This window comes from Chelatococcus composti (assembly GCF_014201415.1).
Lineage (GTDB): Bacteria > Pseudomonadota > Alphaproteobacteria > Rhizobiales > Beijerinckiaceae > Chelatococcus_A > Chelatococcus_A composti.
In genome coordinates this window covers 242063-260494 of record NZ_JACHEH010000005.1, presented here as the reverse complement: position 1 = coordinate 260494, position 18432 = coordinate 242063, and the positions used below count along the sequence as shown (strand labels likewise).

General features: G+C 67.9%; 13 protein-coding genes. All 13 read right to left on the bottom strand.

Annotation, left to right across the window (positions count from 1 at the left end):
* Positions 1–6: 6 nt before the first annotated feature.
* Positions 7–762, bottom strand: coding sequence for an SDR family NAD(P)-dependent oxidoreductase (locus tag HNQ73_RS12480; RefSeq protein ID WP_183335195.1), 756 nt, complete (start codon positions 760–762; stop codon positions 7–9).
* Positions 763–772: 10 nt separating this feature from the next.
* Complete coding sequence (locus HNQ73_RS12475; RefSeq protein ID WP_183335194.1) at positions 773–2392, bottom strand: acyl-CoA synthetase; 1620 nt, start codon at positions 2390–2392, stop codon at positions 773–775.
* Complete coding sequence (locus HNQ73_RS12470) at positions 2389–3246, bottom strand: IclR family transcriptional regulator (protein ID WP_183335193.1); 858 nt, start codon at positions 3244–3246, stop codon at positions 2389–2391. Before HNQ73_RS12470 ends, HNQ73_RS12475 begins: the two co-directional genes overlap by 4 nt.
* 3 nt (positions 3247–3249) lie before the next feature.
* On the bottom strand, positions 3250–4053 hold the full coding sequence (locus HNQ73_RS12465; RefSeq protein ID WP_183335192.1) for an SDR family NAD(P)-dependent oxidoreductase: 804 nt from the start codon (positions 4051–4053) through the stop codon (positions 3250–3252).
* A gap of 260 nt (positions 4054–4313) precedes the next feature.
* Positions 4314–5321 carry a TRAP transporter substrate-binding protein gene (locus HNQ73_RS12460; RefSeq protein WP_183335191.1) on the bottom strand — a complete coding sequence of 336 codons (1008 nt, stop codon included), beginning with the start codon at positions 5319–5321 and terminating at the stop codon, positions 4314–4316.
* A 43-nt stretch (positions 5322–5364) separates the two neighbouring features.
* Positions 5365–7233: a TRAP transporter large permease gene (locus tag HNQ73_RS12455; protein ID WP_183335190.1), complete on the bottom strand. Its 1869-nt coding sequence runs from the start codon at positions 7231–7233 to the stop codon at positions 5365–5367.
* Positions 7234–7460: 227 nt separating this feature from the next.
* Positions 7461–10379, bottom strand: a complete 2919-nt coding sequence (locus HNQ73_RS12450; RefSeq protein WP_276513678.1) for a PAS domain-containing protein — start codon at positions 10377–10379, stop codon at positions 7461–7463.
* Between the two features lie 181 nt (positions 10380–10560).
* Complete coding sequence (galE, locus tag HNQ73_RS12445; protein WP_183335188.1) at positions 10561–11556, bottom strand: UDP-glucose 4-epimerase GalE; 996 nt, start codon at positions 11554–11556, stop codon at positions 10561–10563.
* Between the two features lie 40 nt (positions 11557–11596).
* Positions 11597–12793, bottom strand: a complete 1197-nt coding sequence (locus HNQ73_RS12440; protein WP_183335187.1) for a hypothetical protein — start codon at positions 12791–12793, stop codon at positions 11597–11599.
* Positions 12793–13980, bottom strand: coding sequence for a polysaccharide pyruvyl transferase family protein (locus HNQ73_RS12435; protein ID WP_183335186.1), 1188 nt, complete (start codon positions 13978–13980; stop codon positions 12793–12795). The genes HNQ73_RS12440 and HNQ73_RS12435 overlap by 1 nt, the downstream gene beginning before the upstream one ends.
* A gap of 41 nt (positions 13981–14021) precedes the next feature.
* On the bottom strand, positions 14022–15380 hold the full coding sequence (locus HNQ73_RS12430; protein WP_244650155.1) for a glycosyltransferase family 4 protein: 1359 nt from the start codon (positions 15378–15380) through the stop codon (positions 14022–14024).
* A gap of 2 nt (positions 15381–15382) precedes the next feature.
* Positions 15383–17560: a glycosyltransferase family 2 protein gene (locus tag HNQ73_RS12425; RefSeq protein WP_183335185.1), complete on the bottom strand. Its 2178-nt coding sequence runs from the start codon at positions 17558–17560 to the stop codon at positions 15383–15385.
* A gap of 38 nt (positions 17561–17598) precedes the next feature.
* Positions 17599–18420: a hypothetical protein gene (locus HNQ73_RS12420; protein ID WP_183335184.1), complete on the bottom strand. Its 822-nt coding sequence runs from the start codon at positions 18418–18420 to the stop codon at positions 17599–17601.
* Positions 18421–18432: the final 12 nt, after the last annotated feature.

Below are 18432 nucleotides of genomic sequence, written 5' to 3'. Positions count from 1 at the left end.
GCTTCCTCAGGGCGCGAGGCCCGCGTGGATGAAGCCGCCATCGACGGCGAGGATCTGGCCATTAACGTAGGACGCCTCCTCGGACAGCAGGAAGGCGACGGCCGCGGCAATCTCGCGCGGCGTCCCGTAGCGGCGCTGGGGCACCCGCTCGATCCACTGCCGGCGTACGTCCTCGGTATGGACGACCTTTGTCAGCGGCGTGTCGATGGGGCCGGGGGCGACCGCGTTGACGCGAATGCCGGCAGCCCCGAGCTCTGTCGCCATGACAAGCGTCAGCAGGTTCTGCCCGCCCTTGGACGCGCCATAGGCGCTGCGGCCCTTGTTGCCGGTGAGGCCCGAAACGGACGTGATGTTGACGATAGCGCCCGGTTGCCGCGCCGCCAGCCAGTGGCGCGCCGCGGCCCGCGAGACGATGAAGCAACCGGTGAGGTTGACGTCGACGATGCGGCGGAAGTCGGCGACACTCGTCTCCACCGCCGGACGGTCGATGGCGATGCCGGCACAGTTGACGACCCCGGCCAGGCGGTGCTCGGCGGTGATGGCAGCGACGGCGGCCTCGATGCCGGCCTCGTCCGTGACATCGCAGGCGATGCCACGTGCCGCCGGCAGGCCGAGATCCCGGCAGGCTGCGTCGAGCGCCTCGCGCCTCATGTCGATGAGGAAGACGATATAGCCACGCTCGCCAAGCAGTCGCGCCGTCTCAAGACCGATGCCGGAGGCGCCGCCGGTCACGGCAACGGCGCCCTTCTTGCTGTTGCCCATCGCGCCCTCCTCACGCTGGCGTCCGGGCAGGCATTTCGCCCCGCCGCTCCAGCTCCTCGCGGATCATCTTCTTGGTGATCTTGCCGTAGGCCGACTTGGGAAGTTCGTCCCAGAAGATGAAGCGCTTGGGCATCTTGTAGCGGGCGATCTTGCCGTCGAGCCACCTGTCGAGCGCAAGGCTCTGCGGATCGACGCCAGGCTGCGTGACGCAGACCGCCCAGCCCACCTCGCCCCAGAGCGGATCCGGCACACCGACCACCGCCACCTCGCGGATATCCGGATGCTGCAGGATCTTCTCCTCGATCTCGCGCGGATAGATGTTCGAGCCGCCGGAGATGTACATGTCGGACGCGCGGCCCGTGATGTAGAGGAAGCCGTCCTCGCCCATGTGGCCGAGGTCGCCGGTGCGGAACCAGCCGTTGCGAAACGCCTTGGCGTTGGCCTCGGGGTTATCGTAGTAGCCGGCGAACACGGCCGGGCCGATGACGCAGATCTCGCCCGTCTGCCCCGGCGGCACAGGGTTGCCGTTCTCGTCCTGGATCTCGACCTGCATGCCCGTGCGCTCGAAGCCGCAGGTGCCGATCCGTGCGTGCGGTCCGTCCTCGAGGCTGTGGTAGGCCGGCGGCAGCACGGTGATGTTGCCCGTCACCTCGCCGAGGCCGAAATACTGCACCAGCACCGCCCCGAGCGTTGCGAGCGCCTTCTTCTGGTCCTCGCGGTACATCGGCGCGCCCGCATAGATGACGTAGCGCAGGGAGGAATGGTCATAGCGGTGGACGCTCTCGTCCTCCACCAGCATCTTGAGGATGGTGGGAACGGTAAAGAGGTTCGTCACCCGCCATTCCTCGACGAGCCGCCAGACGGTCGGCACGTCGAGCTTCTCGGTCGGCAGGAGGATGGTTTTCGCCCCGCGCGCAACCTGCGTGAGCTGATGCACGCCCGCGCCGTGCGACAGGGGCGCGACCACGATCGAGGCGTCCTCCCGCGTCGTGCCCGGCATCAGGTCGCACAGGTGGTTGGTGACGACGAAGGCCATCTGGCCGTGGGTGAGCACGGCTGCCTTCGGACGCCCCGTCGTGCCGGAGGTGTAGAAGAACCAGCACGGGTCGTCCCGCTCCACGGCGACGCTCGGCACGGCCTGGCCCAGGTGCTGCGCGACGATGGCATCGTAGTCCTCGCCGAAATCCGACGGACCGATGGAGATCGTGAACTCGAGGCTGGGTGCCGTCTCGCGGCAGACGCGCGCATGGTCAGGAAACGCCGCGCCACAGATGAGGCCGCGCGCGCCGCTCGCCTTGGCGAGATAGGCAACTTCCTCCGGCGACTGGCGGTAGTTCGCCGGCACCCACACCGCGCCGACGCGGAAGCAGGCGAACATCGACTCGAACATCTGGTTGCAGTTGGCTGACTGGATGAGCACGCGGTCGCCCTTCCTCAGCCCGAAGCGATCGCCCAGGGCCGCGGCCATGGCGTCGACCCGTGCCTCCATCTCGCGCCAGGTCCACTGCCGGTCGCGCCAGACGAAGCCAATGTCGTCCGGATTTCGTCGGGCCGCCTGGGTGAGAAAGTGCGAAAGGTTCATCACCCGCGTGGAACAGGGCGCTATGCCTCCGGGCGGTGTCGTCGTCATCGTGCCGATCTCCTGACCTGGCTTCTCAAGGCGGCCTGCCCGCGCTGCGGGTTGCGGGCGGCGAACATCTGGGCGAGACGCTCCTCGACCACCCGCACCTCGATCGCGAGGTAGCCGGCAAGCTCGTTTTGGCGCTCGGGCTGCATGCGGCTGTCGATGGCCGCGATCGACAGGGCCCCGGCCACCCGACCGTCGGGCCCGCGCACCGCCACGCCGATGCCCCATGAATTGGCGAAGATTAGCCCCGGGTTGAGCGCGAAACCCCGGGCCCGGGTTTCGGCCACGCCCTCGCGGATACGGGCCGCGGGCAGCATGGGATATTTCGTTCTGAGCACGGCGTCGTTGGCGGCGAGCACGGCCTCCACCTCCTCGTCGGGCAGCGCCGCGAGCATGGCGAGGGAGCCGGCGCCGACACCGAGCGGATGCTCGAAACCGGCCTGCAGGGCGTGGGTGCGCACCGGATAGGTACCCTCCTCGCGATAGAGACAAACGGAAAAGGTGTCGCGCCGGACGGAAAGGAAACTCGAATCCTCGGTGCGCTTCGACAGCCGCGTCAGGCTCTCCATGGCGACCTGCAGCAGGCCGAAACGACGCGATGCAAGCGAGCCGATGACATAGGCCTCCTCGCCCAGGTAGTAGCGACGGCTCGTCTGGTCCTGCTCCACGAGGCCGGCGCGCATGAGCGCGAGCAGCAGGCGACGCGCCGTCGGCTTGTTGAGCCCGCTTTCCTCGACAATGTCGGTGAGCGAGGCGCCCCGGTCGGCATGGCGGGCGACCATCGAGAGCAGGCCGAGCGCCCTGTCGACGCTCTGGGCCCCGGTCTGGTCGCGGTCGCGGGTCACCGTGATGACCATGGCTCAGGACATCGGCCCGATGGCGCAGCTCTGCCCGCCGTCGACTGGCAGGCATACACCGGTGATGAAGCGCGCCTCGTCGGAGGCGAGGAATACTGCCGCAGCAGCGACGTCCCAGGCCGAGCCCATCTTCCCGAGCGGCACGAGCGCATTGCGCGCCGCCACCATCTCCTCGACGGAGCCGTACTGGCCGGAGATCTGCCTGTAGATCATCGGCGTGTCGATGAGGCCGGGCATGATGCAGTTGGCGCGGATGCCCTGCCGGGCGTATTGCATGGCGAGTGCCACCGTCGCCTGGTTCACCGCCGCCTTGGTCGCGTAATAGGCGAAGTACGGATAGCCGACGTAACGGATGGCGGCGAGAGACGAGATGTTGACGATGGCGCCGCCGCCCCCCTTCAGCATGTGCGGCAGAACGGCCTTGGCCGTGCGGTAGACGGAGCCGATGTTGAGGTCGAGCGCGGCCTGGAACCGCTCCTCGTCGAGTTCTACCGGACCGCCCATATGGGTCACGCCGACGTTGTTGTGCAGGATGTCGATGGCGCCGAAGGCCTCCATCGCCGCGGCGGCTGCCGCCTCGACGGAGGCGAGGTTCATCACGTCCGCCGCCAGCGCGATGGCCTCATTGCCCTCCTCGCGGATGATCGCCGCGGTCTCGGCCGCCGCAGCCTCGGCCACGTCGACGCAGGCGACCCTGGCGCCCTCGCGGGCGAAGGCCACGGCAGCAGCCTTGCCGTTGCCCCAGCCGGGACCGGACGAGCCGGCGCCGAAGACGATCGCGCATTTTCCCTTCAGTCGGTCGGCCACGGTCGTGTCTTTCCTGTCACGGTAAATTCGGCCACTGCCCGCCCGCCGCCGCGCATGCAGCGCGGCTGCGGGAGCAGCGCGTTCCTTCCTGCTTTCGGCGGGAGCTGTTCGGGGTGGGGGGTGCCAGCCCCCCGAAGCGTCTTCTGCCGCTTGCTCGCGGCACCTCCCCACCCCTTCCCTTCCTGCCTTGCGGTCAGGGAGGCAGCGTCGGCGGGCCCGCAGCCGGACCCGGCCGAACGGAGGCGGCCTGCAGGGGCCGGTTATGCGGGAGCGATTGCCTTCTCGAAGATCGCCCACGCCTCGTCGCCGTACTTGGCCTTCCACTCGGCATAGAAGCCGGCGTCGCGCAGCTTGGCGCGGAAGGAATCCGGCGAGGGCTGGTTGAACTTCATGCCCTTGGCGGTGAGCTCTTCCTGCAGGGACGCGTTGAGCTTGGCGACGTCCTCGCGCTCCTTCACCGCCGCCTCGTTGAGGTTCCTGGCGACGATCTCGCGCAAATCCTCTGGAAGGCGCTGCCAGGCGCGCTTGTTGGCGAGGAACCAGAAGCCATCCCACATGTGGTTGGTGAGCGAGCAGTACTGCTGCACCTCGTAGAGCTTGGCCGTCGCGATGATGGCGAGCGGGTTCTCCTGCCCGTCGACGATCTTGGTCTGCAGGGCGGAATACACCTCGGCGAAGTTGATGCTCGCCGGCGCCGACTCGAAAGCCTTGAACATCGAGGTCCACAGCGGGCTCACCGGCACGCGGATCTTGAAGCCCTTGAGGTCGTCGGCCGTGTTGATGGGCCCGGAGGAGCTGGTGATCTGGCGGAAGCCGTTGTCCCAGATCTTCTCCATGACAACGAGGTTGGCCTTTTCAATCTCCCCGCGGACATACTTGCCGAGCTCGCCGTCCATCGCCGCCCACACCGCGTCATAGTTGGGGAAGGCGAAGCCGATGCCGCTGATCGAGGCATTGGGCACCAGCGTCGAGAGGATGAGCGGCGAAAGCGTGAAGAACTCGACGCCGCCGGTGCGCACCTGGTTCAGCATGTCGGTGTCGGCGCCGAGCTGGTTGTTGGGGAAGATCTGGATTGCGACGCGCCCGTTCGTCTCCTCGCGGATCTTCGCGACCGCCTCCTGTGCCCGCTGGTTCATCGGGTGCGAGACGGGCAGGTTGTTGGCGTACTTGTAGTTGAACTCGGCGGTCTGGGCGCCGGCATATTTCAGCGTACCGGCGAAGGCGACCGAGGCGGTGCCCGCAAGCATCGTGCGACGAGAGATCTTCATTGGTCGTTTCCTCCTTAAATGAGCGTTTTTTGTTTGCTCTTTATTAGAGATAGGCCGTCGACAGGGCCGGGATGGCGGCGATCAGCAGAAGCCCGACGATGAGCGCGCCGAGATAGGGCCAGATCGCCTTCATGGCCTCGTCGGGGGAGACACCGCCGATCTTGCAGGCGATGTAGAAGCCGATGCCAATGGGCGGTGCCATGAGGCCGATGTTCATCGCCGTGACGATGACCATCGAGTAGTGGATGTCGTTGATGCCGAGCCGTGCCGCGATGGGAAACATGATCGGCGCCATCAGCACGATGGCCGGCAGCCCCTCGAGCACGCAGCCGAGCACCAGGAACACCACGATGCTGACGAGCATGAAGGAGAACCAGCCGCCAGGCAGATCCGTCATGTAGGTGGCGAGCTGGTTGGCGAAGCCGGTCTGCGTCAGCGACCAGGCCATGGCCGAGGCCGTGCCCAGGATGAGCAGGATGGCGCCGGACAGCGCCGCCGTCTCGACCAGCATGTCGTAGAACTTGCGCAGGCCGATGCCGCCGTAGAGGACGATGCCGATGACGATGGCATAGAGCACGGCAATGGTGGAGACCTCCGTCGCCGTGGCGATGCCGCCGCCCACCGCCCCGCGGATGAGGAAGGGCAGGACGAGCGCCGGCGCGGCGATGACAAGCGTCTTGACCACCACGCCGAGCGGCGCGCGCCTGACGCCCTCCATGTTCTCGCGCGCCGCCTTGATGCGGGCCAGCACGGCGAGCACCACCAGGAGCACCATGGCGATGACAAAGCCGCTCGTGAACAGCCCGGCGATGGACACGCCGGCGACGGAGCCGAGCACGATGAGCACGATCGAGGGCGGCACCGTGTCCGCCATGGCCGCGCCCGTGGCGAGCAGCGCGATCATCTCGCTCGGCTTGTGGCCGCGGCGCTTCATCTCCGGAAACAGCGCCGGCGCCACCGTCGCCATGTCGGAGACCTTGGAGCCGGAGATGCCGGAGACGAGGAAGAGCGAACCCAGCAGCACGTAGGACATGCCGGCCTTCACGTGGCCGAGCAGGGAGGCCATGAACTCGACGATGGCCTTTCCCATGCCCGTGGCGTCGAGCACGCAGCCGAGCAGCACGAAGATCGGCACCGACAGCAGGATGAGGCTCGACATCCCCTCGTCGATGCGCCCGATGAGCACGATCACCGGAACATGCGTGCTGAAGAGAATGAAGGCGATCGTCCCCATGCCGAAGCAGAAGGCAATCGGCACGCCGGCCAGCAGGCACAGGGCCACGACGAGGACGAGGAAGATGAGGATATTGAGATAGCCGAGCGACAGGAAGAACGGCGACAGAAGCCAGCCGACGAGCCCGAGCGCGGCGACGAGCACGACCGCTGCGGCAAGGTGCGGCAGGGTCGATTCGCGCACCGCATGGCCGACGGCGAGCACGAACATCAGCACGAGCCCGACGACGAGCGCCGAGGCGCGGTAGCTCATGGGAATGTTGAGCGCCGCGGAGGTGACGAACCACTCCTCCTGGACGTACTCGACCGCCGGCATGATCAGCGCCAGAATGACGGTGGCTACGATGACGAGCGCCAGCGTGCCGACGAAGGCGCGGTACCGTTCTGGCAGGAGGCCGAGAAAGAGCGTCAGGCGCAGGTGCTCGTTGCGATCGATGGCGATCGCCGAGCCGAGCATGGCGAGCCAGAGGAAGGAAATCGACGCCGCCTCGTCGATCCAGACGATCGGCAGCGACAGGACGTAACGGGACACCACCCCCGTCAGGAGCAGGCCGATGACGACGACGAGCAGGACTGCCGAGACAAACTCGACCGGTCGCATCAGGCGCGAGCCCGGCCGCGCATCGACGACCTCTGCGGGCGTCTCGAGCACCAAAGAGTCGTTGTTAGCGGCAGCCATCCTGCGCGCCTCCTCCCGTTTCCTCCCCGGCTACGCCCGCTTCTTGGCGGCAGGCCCTTACCGGGTCCACATTATGGTTGTTGCTCTTATGGGCGAGCAGTCATCGCACGGAGCCGCACGACAGGCAACAGTATTTCTGAAAATTTTAGGTCCACATGATGGAATTGGTGGCGCGCGAGCCGCGCCGGACGGGCCGTCGGCACAACCCGCGGCCGCAATCGCCCCCGTCAGCTGCCGGTGAAGGCCGCCGGCCAGGCGCTCGCCGGGATGACCCGCCCCTCCTGCCGGGGCAGGCGCGCGAGAAAGGCCGCCGCATCCGGGGAACTCATTGCCGTGGCGTAAAGATAGCCCTGGGCATTGTCGCAGCCGAGCTCCTGCAGCCGAATGGCCTGACTGAGTGTCTCCACCCCCTCGGCGGTGATCTGCATCTTCATGCGATGTCCCAGGTGAATCACCGCCGAGACGATCGCCTCGTCAGCCTCGCCACGCTCGATCTCCTGGATGAAGCCCTTGTCGATCTTGATGTGGTTAATCGGAAAGGCCTTCAGATGGCTGAGTGAGGCATAGCCGGTGCCGAAATCGTCGAGGGCAATGGAGAAGCCCGCTGCGTGCAGGTCTTCCAGCGTCGCGACCACATCGGCCAGCATCTGGTCGAGGAACACCGCCTCGGTGATCTCCACCTCGATCGACGCAGTCGGAATACTGCACCGTGCGAGCGCCTCCTTGATTGCGCTCGCAAGGCGACGGTCGCTGAACTCGGCCGGCGAGACATTGATCGCGACCTGAACCGGCGGGAGGCCCTGGTCGAGCCACCGGCGCATGTCCGCCACGACGCGCTCGAGGATCTGCCCACCCAAGGCACGCGACAGCTCCGGATCCTCGAAGGCGACGCCGAAGGATGCCGGCGTGAGCAGGCCCCGCTGCGGATGATGCCAGCGGGCCAGCGCCTCGAAGCCGACGATCCCGCCGGAGGCAAGGCTGACCTTGGGCTGGTAGAAGGGAACGATCTCGCCCGCCCTGAGCGCGCGGCGCACGTCCTCGACGAGGGCGATGCGGTCCTCCACGGCCGCGCGCAGGCCGGGCGAATAGGTGACGAAGCGATTGCGGCCTTCGGCCTTGGCGCGATAGAGAGCGATGTCAGCGCTCTTCAGCAGGTCCTTGGCATTGGCGCCATCCTGGGGGAAGGTCGCGATGCCGATGCTCGCCCGCGTCGCAAAGGTCCGCCCGCGGGTCACGAAGGGCTCGAGAAGGACGGTGCGGATGCGCTCGGCAACCGTCTCCGCATAGCCGGCGGCGGGCGGCTCACGCACAAGCACGGCGAACTCGTCGCCACCGAAGCGCGCCACCACATCCGACGCGCGCACCGTGCGGCGCAACCGCGCGCCAACCTCCGCCAGCAGCTGATCGCCCGCATCGTGGCCGAGGGTGTCGTTGACGTCCTTGAAATGGTCAAGATCGATGAGCAGCAGGCTGAAGGACGATGCTCTCTCCGTCATGCCGGCACAGATGCTCTCCAGCGTCTCCTGCAGGGAGGCGCGGTTGAGAAGCCCCGTCAGGCCGTCGAGGCTCGCCATGCGCCAGGCCTTCTCCTCCGCCTGCTTCTGCGCCGTGATGTCGAAGGTGACGCCGACCAGGCGGTCGTCGTCGACCCGCTCGCCACGCACGGCGAGCCAGAGCTGTTGCCCGTCGGGCCGCAGGTAGCGAAGCTCGATCATCTCGGCGCCATCGGGCGAGCGGAGGAAGTCGCGCCTGATCCGGCGGTCCCCGGCATGAATGAAGGGCAGGATCTCCTCGACCGGCCCCGAGCCGATGCCCAGTATGCTCATCGCGTTGTCGCTACGGGTGACGAAATCGGTCGCGAGGTCCTGCTCCCAGGCGATCATGCGCGCCGCCTGCAGTGCCAGCCTGAGCCGCCGCTCGCTGTCGCCCAGCGCGTGCAGCGACTTCTTCTGTTCCGTGATGTCGCGGACGGTGCCGATCTTGCGGACCGGCCGCCCGCAAGTGTCGAAGAAAGTGCGCCCCGTGGCCGCCACCCACCGCTCCTCACCCGTGTCGGCACGCAGGATGCGGCACTCGCCCCGGTAGACGGAACCGTCATTAGGACCGTCGGCGAAGAAACACCGCTCGATCTCCTCGCGGTCATCCGGGTGCACGAGCGTGCGGAAGGAATCGCGCCCGATGGAGGCATCGCCGTCCAGGCCGAGAATGGCTCGGGCCTGCGCGTTCCATTCCCGGCGGCCTGTGATGAAGTCCACGTCCCAGATGCCGAGGGCGGTGCTCTCGACAGCCAGGCGCAGCCGCTCCTCGCTCGCCCGCAGAGATTCCTGCGCCACCACGCGCGCGTGGATATCGGTCAGCTTGCCGACCCATTCGCGGATGCTGCCGTCATCGCTGCGCAGCGGCACTGCGCGGGCTTCGACCCACCTGTACTCACCACTGCGCGTCAGGATGCGGAACTGTCCCTCGTAGGTCGAGCCGTCGAGCAGCGATGCCTGCCAGCGCGCGACAATCCGGGCGCGATCCTCCGGGTGGAGCGCCGAGAGCCAGCCCCAGTCCCGGAACTCGTCGCCCTCCTGCGCCGCAATGGACGCCCAGCCCCACTGGTCGGTGACGCGCCCGTCTGGCTGCGCGATCCATAGGACCATGTCACCCGCTTCGTGAAGCGCGCGATAGCGCTGCTCGCTGAGCGCCAGGAGCAGCTCGGCCTTCTTGCGGTCGTCGATGTCGATCGTTGTGCCGAGCCAGCCTTCCACGCACCCACGCGCGTCATAGGTGGGGGAGCCGCGGGATGTCACCCACCGGTAGTCGCCCGAATGGTGCCGGAGACGGTAGTCAATTTCGTATCCGTCTTGTGCGCTGAGAGCCCGCCGCCACGCGAGCTGGGCACGGTCACGGTCGTCGGGGTGGACCCACTGCGCCCAGGTGTCGAAGGTGATCGTGCCGGGCGGAGCACCGACAAAGTCATGCCAGGCCCGGTTGTAGACGCCCCCCGAGCCGTCGGCACGGCTCATCCAGAGCATCTGGGGCGAGCCGTTCATGATCCCGTCAAACTGCCGGGCAAGATCGCTGCCTCTGAGGCGCGAAGCCGCCTCGGCACCTGTTGCGGCTGGCGCGTGCCGCGCCGGCCGACGCTCCCCTTTCGGCATCTCGACGTCCTACTGCACTGACCGCCGGACATCGAGCCCGGACGGCTGTCCCCCGCCCCGTCGAGAGCCGGGCCGACGATGCTGCACCTCGCGCCCTCGATTTAGGCATTAGGTCAGCAGGAAATTCGTGAAGCAACACTTAAGCGGCCGGACGGGGCCAACTGCCGGCAGCCGCCCGGCCCTATTCCGCAGCCCGACGCCGTGCGGCGAGGCTGCGCTCCCAGGCAAGAGCGTGGGCCACGATCGTATCGAGATCGTCGAGCTCCGGGCGCCAGCCCAGAACCTCACGAATGCGTGAGGCATCGGCGACAAGCGCCGCCGGGTCGCCGGCGCGGCGCGGCGCGTGATTGACCGGGAAATCGACTCCGGAGACGCGCTTCACCGCCTCGATGACCTGAAGCACGGAATAGCCGCGTCCATAGCCGCAGTTGAAAACGGCGCTCGCTCCCCCGGCAGCCAGATAGTCGAGCGCGAGCACATGCGCCCGGGCGAGATCGGTGACGTGGATGTAGTCGCGCAGGCAGGTGCCGTCCGGCGTCGGATAGTCCGTGCCGAACACGTCAAGATGCGTGCGCTCGCCGAGCGCCGCCTGTGTCGCGACCTTGATAAGGTGCGTGGCGCGCGGGCTCGACTGGCCGGAACGGCCGGCCGGGTCGGCGCCGGCGACGTTGAAGTAGCGCAGGGCGACGTATTTCAGCGGATGCGCCCTTGCCGTGTCGCGCAGCATCAGCTCGGTCATCAGCTTCGACGTGCCGTAGGGCGACACCGGGTCGAGCGGCGCCGACTCCGCGATAGGGCTCTCTTTCGCATCGCCGTAGACGGCGGCAGTGGATGAGAAGAGGAAGCGCGGCACGCCGTTGGCGACCGCAGCGGCGATGAGCGCGCGCGAGCGGACGGTGTTGTTGAGATAGTAGCCCAGCGGGTCGACGACCGAATCCGGCACCACGATGGACCCGGCGAAGTGCACGATGGCGTCGACGCCGTGCTCGCGGATCACGCGGCCGACGAGATCCTCGTCACCGCAATCGCCCTCGACGAAGACGGCCTCGGGATGGACCGCCCAGCGGAAGCCCGTGCTCAGGTTGTCGAGCACCACGACATTACGCCCCGCATCGCGCAGGGCGAGCACCATGTGGCTGCCGATATAGCCCGCACCGCCCGTCACCAGAACCGTCATCGCACCCTCGTTTGTTCGTTGCCGCCTTCACCATGGCATATCAGCCGTCGCGCCTCAGTTCCATTGGTACCCGGACGAGATCGCGGTCCCACGTGACTTTGCAGTTTCTGAGCTGATAACGCGTGAGATAGAGATAGCCGCGCTCGCCGAAATCCTCATAGGAGAAGGTTGTCGCCTCGGGGTCGATGAGCGAGGGATAGAAATAGGCGTGGCGCTCGTTGCAGGACTTGTCCCACAGGAGCTGCGCCCGCATGACGAGCCGCGGCTCGCTCCACGTGATGAGGTCGCGTGAGGTGGAGGTGAAGAAGCCCTCGGCCACGCTCCCGTCCGGCAGCCTGCGCTTGTCACCGAACACCGCCATCACCTCGCCGCTGCTGCGCAGGGTGACGAGCCCGCCGATCATGCGGCCGATGATGTGCGGCGCCACCGGCGTGCAGGTGTGCGCGGCCGGATCGTCCACCGCATCGCGGAAGGGATCGACGAAACGGACCGAAAAGTCGCGCCCGTCCCATGCCCGCCATGAGGAGGGGTCGCCGAGCGTTTTCGTCCGGATCAGGCAGGCGCCGCGCTTCTGCGCCCGGTAGCCGTCGGCGAAGATGAAGGCATAGTACCAGCCGTTGCGCTCGATGATGTTGGTGGGGTTCGCGTAGCCGACGCGCGCGTTGCGATCGGTCGGGAAGCCGTAGGGCAGGGTCGCCACCACGGGCGGCCCCTCCCCTTCCGGCCGGAAGCTGCGGCCGCCGTCGCGCGAGACGAGGCCAGTGACGGTGTTGAGCAGGCAGGCGCTGTACTTGCCGGCCGGGCACTGGCCAGGCGTTCGCTCGCCGCGCAGCTCCGTGTGGGCGAGCGCATAAACCGTGCGCCCGTCGCGCGTGTAGACACCGCTGATCCAGCTGAGGTCGTCGAAGGCGGCGAGCTTCGGCGAGCGACCGGCCTCGTAGACCACCGCGCAGCTCGGCACCACGGCATCGAGGCTGGGGCCGAGCAGGGCACGGTTGTCGTTGTGGCTGATGATCAGCCGCACCTCGCCGTCGGCATTGCGGAATGCCCGTGCCGGGGCGTCCGGCACATGGCTCTTGACGCAGGCATCGCGGGACCAGTCGAAAACAGTCTCGACCGGCCCCGTCGGTACGAGGAAATAGCCGCCGGCCGGCTCGGCGCGGGCCGGGGCGAGCGCGAGCCCGGCCGCCAGCACTGCGACGGCGGCAACAACAAATCCCCTCGCACCGGCCGCCATCACGCCACCTTGCGCGCCGGCTCCGGCGCCTTCTGCATGACATCGACCATCTTGGTGTCGGCGCCGTTCTCCACCAGAAACTGCCGCATCTCGCGATAGGTATGGTGATAGGCCCGGTTGAACTTGTCGAACAGCGACTGGTCCCAGTACTCCTCGAGCACGAAGTCCTTTCCCGAAAAGACGTCGAAGCTCGGGATCTGGAAGGTCTCGGCAAATTCCACCGTGCGGCTGTCGTAGGTGAAGTAGATGGACGGGGTGCCGTTCGACAGCGCCATCAGGTTGCCGTGCAGGCGATAGCCAAGGACGACGTCCTTCTGCTGCACCAGAGCCTCGTAGTCGGCGACGACGTCCGAATAGAACAGCCGCTCGCGGTGCAGCTTCTCCATCACCTCGTCGAGGTACCACTCGGAGACCCACTTGTTGGCCCTAAGCGCCGCGAAGGCCTCCTCCTTCTGCTCCGGTGTGCCGAAGACGATCTTCTTCTCCTCCACCTCGCCCTGGGCCATGAGCACCACGTCGAAGCGCTCGGCCAGCGACTTCACGAGGTCGCGGTGGAACGTGAGGTAGCGCTTGATGTCCTGCGCGTAGGCGGGCGAGACCTCCCGGCGCATGGTGACACCGACGTATTTCACCGTCTCGAGAGGCGGCAGGGCGATGGTCAGGTTCGGGTCGTTGCGGCGGAAGGCCGTGGGGCAGCCGACGATGCGCACGTTGCGGATGCCGATGTCCCACAGCACCTGCGCCGAATAGGCGCCGCGCACGCCGACCGAGGTGGTGGAGTCGGCCATCATGCGAAGCACGGTCTTGGTCTCGTCCGACAGCTCGATCTTGCCCTTGACCGGCGCCTGGGCGCCGATGCCGAAGGCGATGACCGGGATTTTCAGCCGCTTCAGGACGTCGACGGTCCGGCTCCACTTCATGTCCTTATGCACGTAGTTGGAGCCGCGCAGGAAGACGTAGTCGTATTCCCGGTTGATGCGGTCGATGTCGTCGAGGTTGGGGTTGGCGATCTGCAGCACGTCGAGCTTCTCGTAGTTGAGAAGCTTGAGCGAGGAATCGTAGACGAAGGCGTCGCCGATGTTGTGGTAGTGATTGATGTGCGCCTGCACGTCCTTGTGGCGGTACCAGCGGACGCAGTCGTGATCGTAGACCTCTCCCGAGGGGATCATCACGAGAATTCTTGCCATGGGACCTCTCCCTTTCACCTGTGGCGTTGCGACGGACAGTTTCAGGCGCTGCGCGCCGCCGAGGGCACCGGGACGGGCGCCCGCGCCGCCGCGCGCCGGGCGGCGACGGCGTTGTAGAGATCGAGGTGGCGCCGGGCGCACTCCTCGTAGTCGATGGGCCGCGTGATGCCGGCGCGCAGCCGGTCCCAGAGGGTCGCGTCCGTCAGGGCCTCGACCATCCGGTCGACGAGGTCTTCCGACGAGCCGACGCGGAAATGCAGGCCGTCGACGCCGTCGGTGATCTTCTCGGCCATGCCGCCGATGTTGCTGGCAATGAGCGGGCGGCCGTGGAAAAAGGATTCCTGGATGACGATGGGCGAGTTCTCCCACCAGATGGAGGGAACGATCGTCCAGTCGATGGAGCGCATCAGGCGCGGCATCTCGCTGTTCTGGTAGGCGCCGTAGAAGCGCACGCGCGGGCCCGCACGCTCGATGAGCGCCTCGATCTTCTCCTGGAAGGGCCTCGGCTGGCGCTCAAGGTTGCCGCCGAAGATCATGAGCTGGGCATCGTCGCCCCAGACGGATTCGGGGATCCGCCCCACTGCGTCGAGCAACACGTCCACGCCCTTGAAGGCCGTGATCTGGCCGAAATAGGCGAAGCGGCTGCGCCGCCCGCCCGGCGGCAGCGGCCGCGGCGGCACCGGCTCGGCAATGTCGAGCCCGTTCTCGATGACCGTGAAGCGCGAGGGGTCGAGCCCCCAGTCGACATAGCGCTCCACGAGGAAGCGGCTCGGCGAGACGAAATGGTCGGCCACGTCGAGCAGGCCGCGCACGAAATGCTCCCGGCGCAGGAAGCGCGCCGGCGAGATGTCAGGGAAACAGGCGTTGCAGTCCGCCGGCGAGGCACGGTTGCAGAGCTTGGCGCCGTGCGTCTTCACCATCTGCCCGTGGTGGTGGCAGATGGCGAGGAACTCGTGAAAGGTGACGATGATCAGCGTCTCGGGCAGCGCCTTGCGCACGGCATAGAGGCATTCGAGGCCCAGGCCGATGAAGTGGTGGAAGTGCACCACGTCCGGCCGCAGATCGCGCACCACGCGCAGGAAATCGCGCTCGATCTCCTCCGTGTTGCGGTTGGACAGCAGGAAATGGTCGTACTCGTCGGCGTGGTAGAGGATCTCCCCCTGCTTCTGGCGCAGGCTGAGGAGCGCGGTGGCGCCGTGGCGCGCGACGGGGTGGCCGACGCGGGCGAGATAGCGCGAGCCGACACCCTCGAGGCGGTTGAGCCCCTTGTGCAGGTTGTAGGAGGCGATCTCGGCGCCGCCGAGCGAAAAGCTCGGGTGGCCGTGCGAGACGACCAGCACGCGCAGCGGATGGTTGGCGGCCCGTGGCATCGGGCGTTCGGCTCTCGAATGATCGGTCATCTTCACCCCCGCATGTTGGCGACAAGGAGCGTCCAGCGGCGGTTGAAGCTCCAGCGGTCGGCCCGCTGGGCCAGCTTCTGCCACGGCGTTGCGATGGTGCCGGCGTTCTCCTCGGCGGCGATCATCTCCACCTCGGGCAGCCACACGGACGGCGTGCCGGCGAGCTTGAGCTGCAGGCACAGGTCGCGTCCCTTTTCGGTGGGGCCGAGATAGGAGCGGTTGAAGCCGCCTACCGCCTCGATGGCGGCGCGCGGCAGGAGGCAACAGGCGACCGTGCCGGCCACGACATCGCTCGGCTCGGCGTTGCGCACCACATCGCGCGGATAGCCGATGTAGCGGTCACTCAGCCGCCGCTCGCCACCGTCCGTCTCCAGCCACGTACCCGCGAAGCGGATGGAATCGTCCTCGAACACGATGGTGGGGCTGACCAGCACCTTGCCGCCACGGGCCCGGTAGGCGCGCTCCATGCGCGACAGCCAGCCGGCCTCGCGCGGCAGCACCGAGGCGGAGAGGAAGGCGAGCGTCTCGGCGCCCGTGGCGCCGACGGCCGCCTCGAAAGCGTCACACATGTCCTCGATACCCTCGCCAATCACGAGCCGCAGGCCGAGCCCGTAGAAACCGGCGAGCCGCTGCGCGTCGGCCCCGACCCGGTCGGCATGGCCGACGGGCACGGACAGGACGATGGGCACGTTGCGCGTCTCGGGATCGAGCGCCAGCAGCGAGAGGGCGACGGCCGCCTCCTCCGCCTCGCCGGCGGCGCCGACGACGAGTGCCAGCGGCGCCGCCTCGTCGAAGCCGAAGTCGCGGATCTCCACGATCCGCGGCGCCGGCCGCTGCATGGCCTGCAGCATCGGCCCGATGTGCCGCTCGATGGCGAGCGAGGCGGTGGCGGTATGCGGGTCGAGCGCCGACATCAGGCGCTCCAGCGCCTGCCGCGACAGGCCGCGCGCGACCGTGAGCGGATAGAAGGCGATGGTGTCCGCGTCGATCGTCAGCTCGAAATAGGCCGGGCAGTCGTCGCTGGCCGACACGCCGGGCACGAAGGCGAGGAAGCCGTGGTCGTGGCGCGTGGGATCGATGCGACCGGCAAAGAGCGGATCGTTCTGGAAGGCGTGCGTCACGTCCGGCCGCGGCAGGCGCGTCCAGCTGCCGCCGATGGTCTCCGCCGCTGTGCCGCAGCGCAGGGCGATGCTGTCGACCAGCCCCTCGGGGTCCAGCATCCAGCCGGACACGAGCATGCCGCCGCCCGGCACCTCTGCCGCAAGATCCATGCCGAGGCGGATCGGCTTCTGCAACGGCGAGACCGTGTCGCGCCCGTCGAAGCGCTGTGCCGCGCGGCGCAGCCGCAGCAGTGTCTCGGGGCTGGCCTCGGCCCGAGGCAGCACGTCGCGGATGTGGGCCGGCACATCGGTGGAGGCGAGCAGCACGCGCCGCTCGTAGATGTCGAGCGAGCGCCAGCCGTGCGCGCCGCGGAAGAAAAGGCGCTCGAAGGCCTCGGGCGCGACGGGCACCTTGCCCGGATCGAGCAGGCCGACGAAGCCGCGGCCGTTGTCGCCCAGGTCCTCGCGCGGCACCGTTGCGGCGACGAAATCACCGACGAGGAAGCCCTCGTGCGAGACGAGCAGGCGCGTCCCATCCGCCGGCAGCTCCGTGGACCAGCCCTGCAGGTAAACCTCGCCCGTGTCGAGCGCACCCATGACCTCGACGAAGCCATCGTTGCGCGCCGCGACCTGCAGCATGGTGAGCGCCGCCGCGAGCCGCCGCGGGCTGCCGCGACCTGCCATCAGCGCCTGGATGAGCCCGTCGACGGCATCGGCGAAGGCATCGCCCGCATCGGCCGCCATGAGGTGGAGCAGCCCCGGCAGAGGCAGGGCACGGCGCATCAGCGTGAAGCGCACCGGCCGGCCCGCCCGCCGCATGACGACAGAGCCGAGGCGAAGGCGTCCGGCGATCTGCAGCGGTATGGCCGCCACGAAGCCCTCCGCGATGTCCGCCGGCGCGCCTGGCCGCCGCCAGGAGACGACCGTCGCCTCCATGCACATCGCCGGATCGCCGTTGAGCAGCACCTGCAGGGTCTGCGGCATGGCATCGGCCACGCCGAGGACGAGCACGAACTCCTCGCCGATGGGCGCTGCGAGCGCCGTCTCGCCGTCGATGGGCAGGTTGGGTTCGTCGGTCACTGGTCCTCTCTCCCTGATCGTGCGTTTCGCGTCTGCCCTCAGGTGCCCATCCTCCCCACGAGCACGAGCAACGCCGCGATGGACGAAGCCGCCGCCACGACGCCGATGGCACCGAGCAGCGTCACCGCGCGGCGCATGGGCCGGTCGGCCGTGTTCGTCAGCTCGCGGATGCGCTCGTCGAAATCGGCGAGCGTGCGGTCGAAACGCATGAGGAAGACCTCGATGTCCGACACGCGGCGCGTCAGCTCGGCCTGGCTCGCGCGCACCAGCTCCACGGCGGCGCCGACCCCCTCCTCGTTGGAGGACATCTTCTCCACCTGCTCGGCCGTGGCCCTGAGCGCCTCGGCGGCCTCGCGCTGGATGATCTGCGAGCGGCGCTGGGCGGCGATGAGCACGTCGAGCTGGTCGAGCACCCGGCCGAGGGGCGTGTTCATCGCCGCCTCGACCGCCCGCTCGTCCTGCGAGGGCATGCGCAGCGCCATCTCCTGGCCTGTTGAGGGTGAGGTCGCGATGATGGACAGCTTGTCGAGATGATCGAGCACGAACTCCGGCAGATCGATCTCGAAGGCATGGGCACCGTCGCCGACGCCGTTGCGGCGCAGGTCGACGCGCGGCTTGTCGGCGACAGCCGACAGCACCTGGCGTCCGGCGATGAGCACCCGGACCTGCAGGCGCTCCAGCGGGCGGTTGCGATCCCACACCCAGCCGAAGAGGCGCGCGCCCTCGATGGCATCCATGCGGCCGTTGATGTCCGCGGCCGGGCTCGCCGCCTCGGCCGGCGCGTGCGCTGCCGGGGCGTTGGCCGGTCTCCGTCCGGCCGTTGCCTCAGCCGTGGCTTGAGCAGTGGCTTGGGCAGTCATGAGATCCTCCTC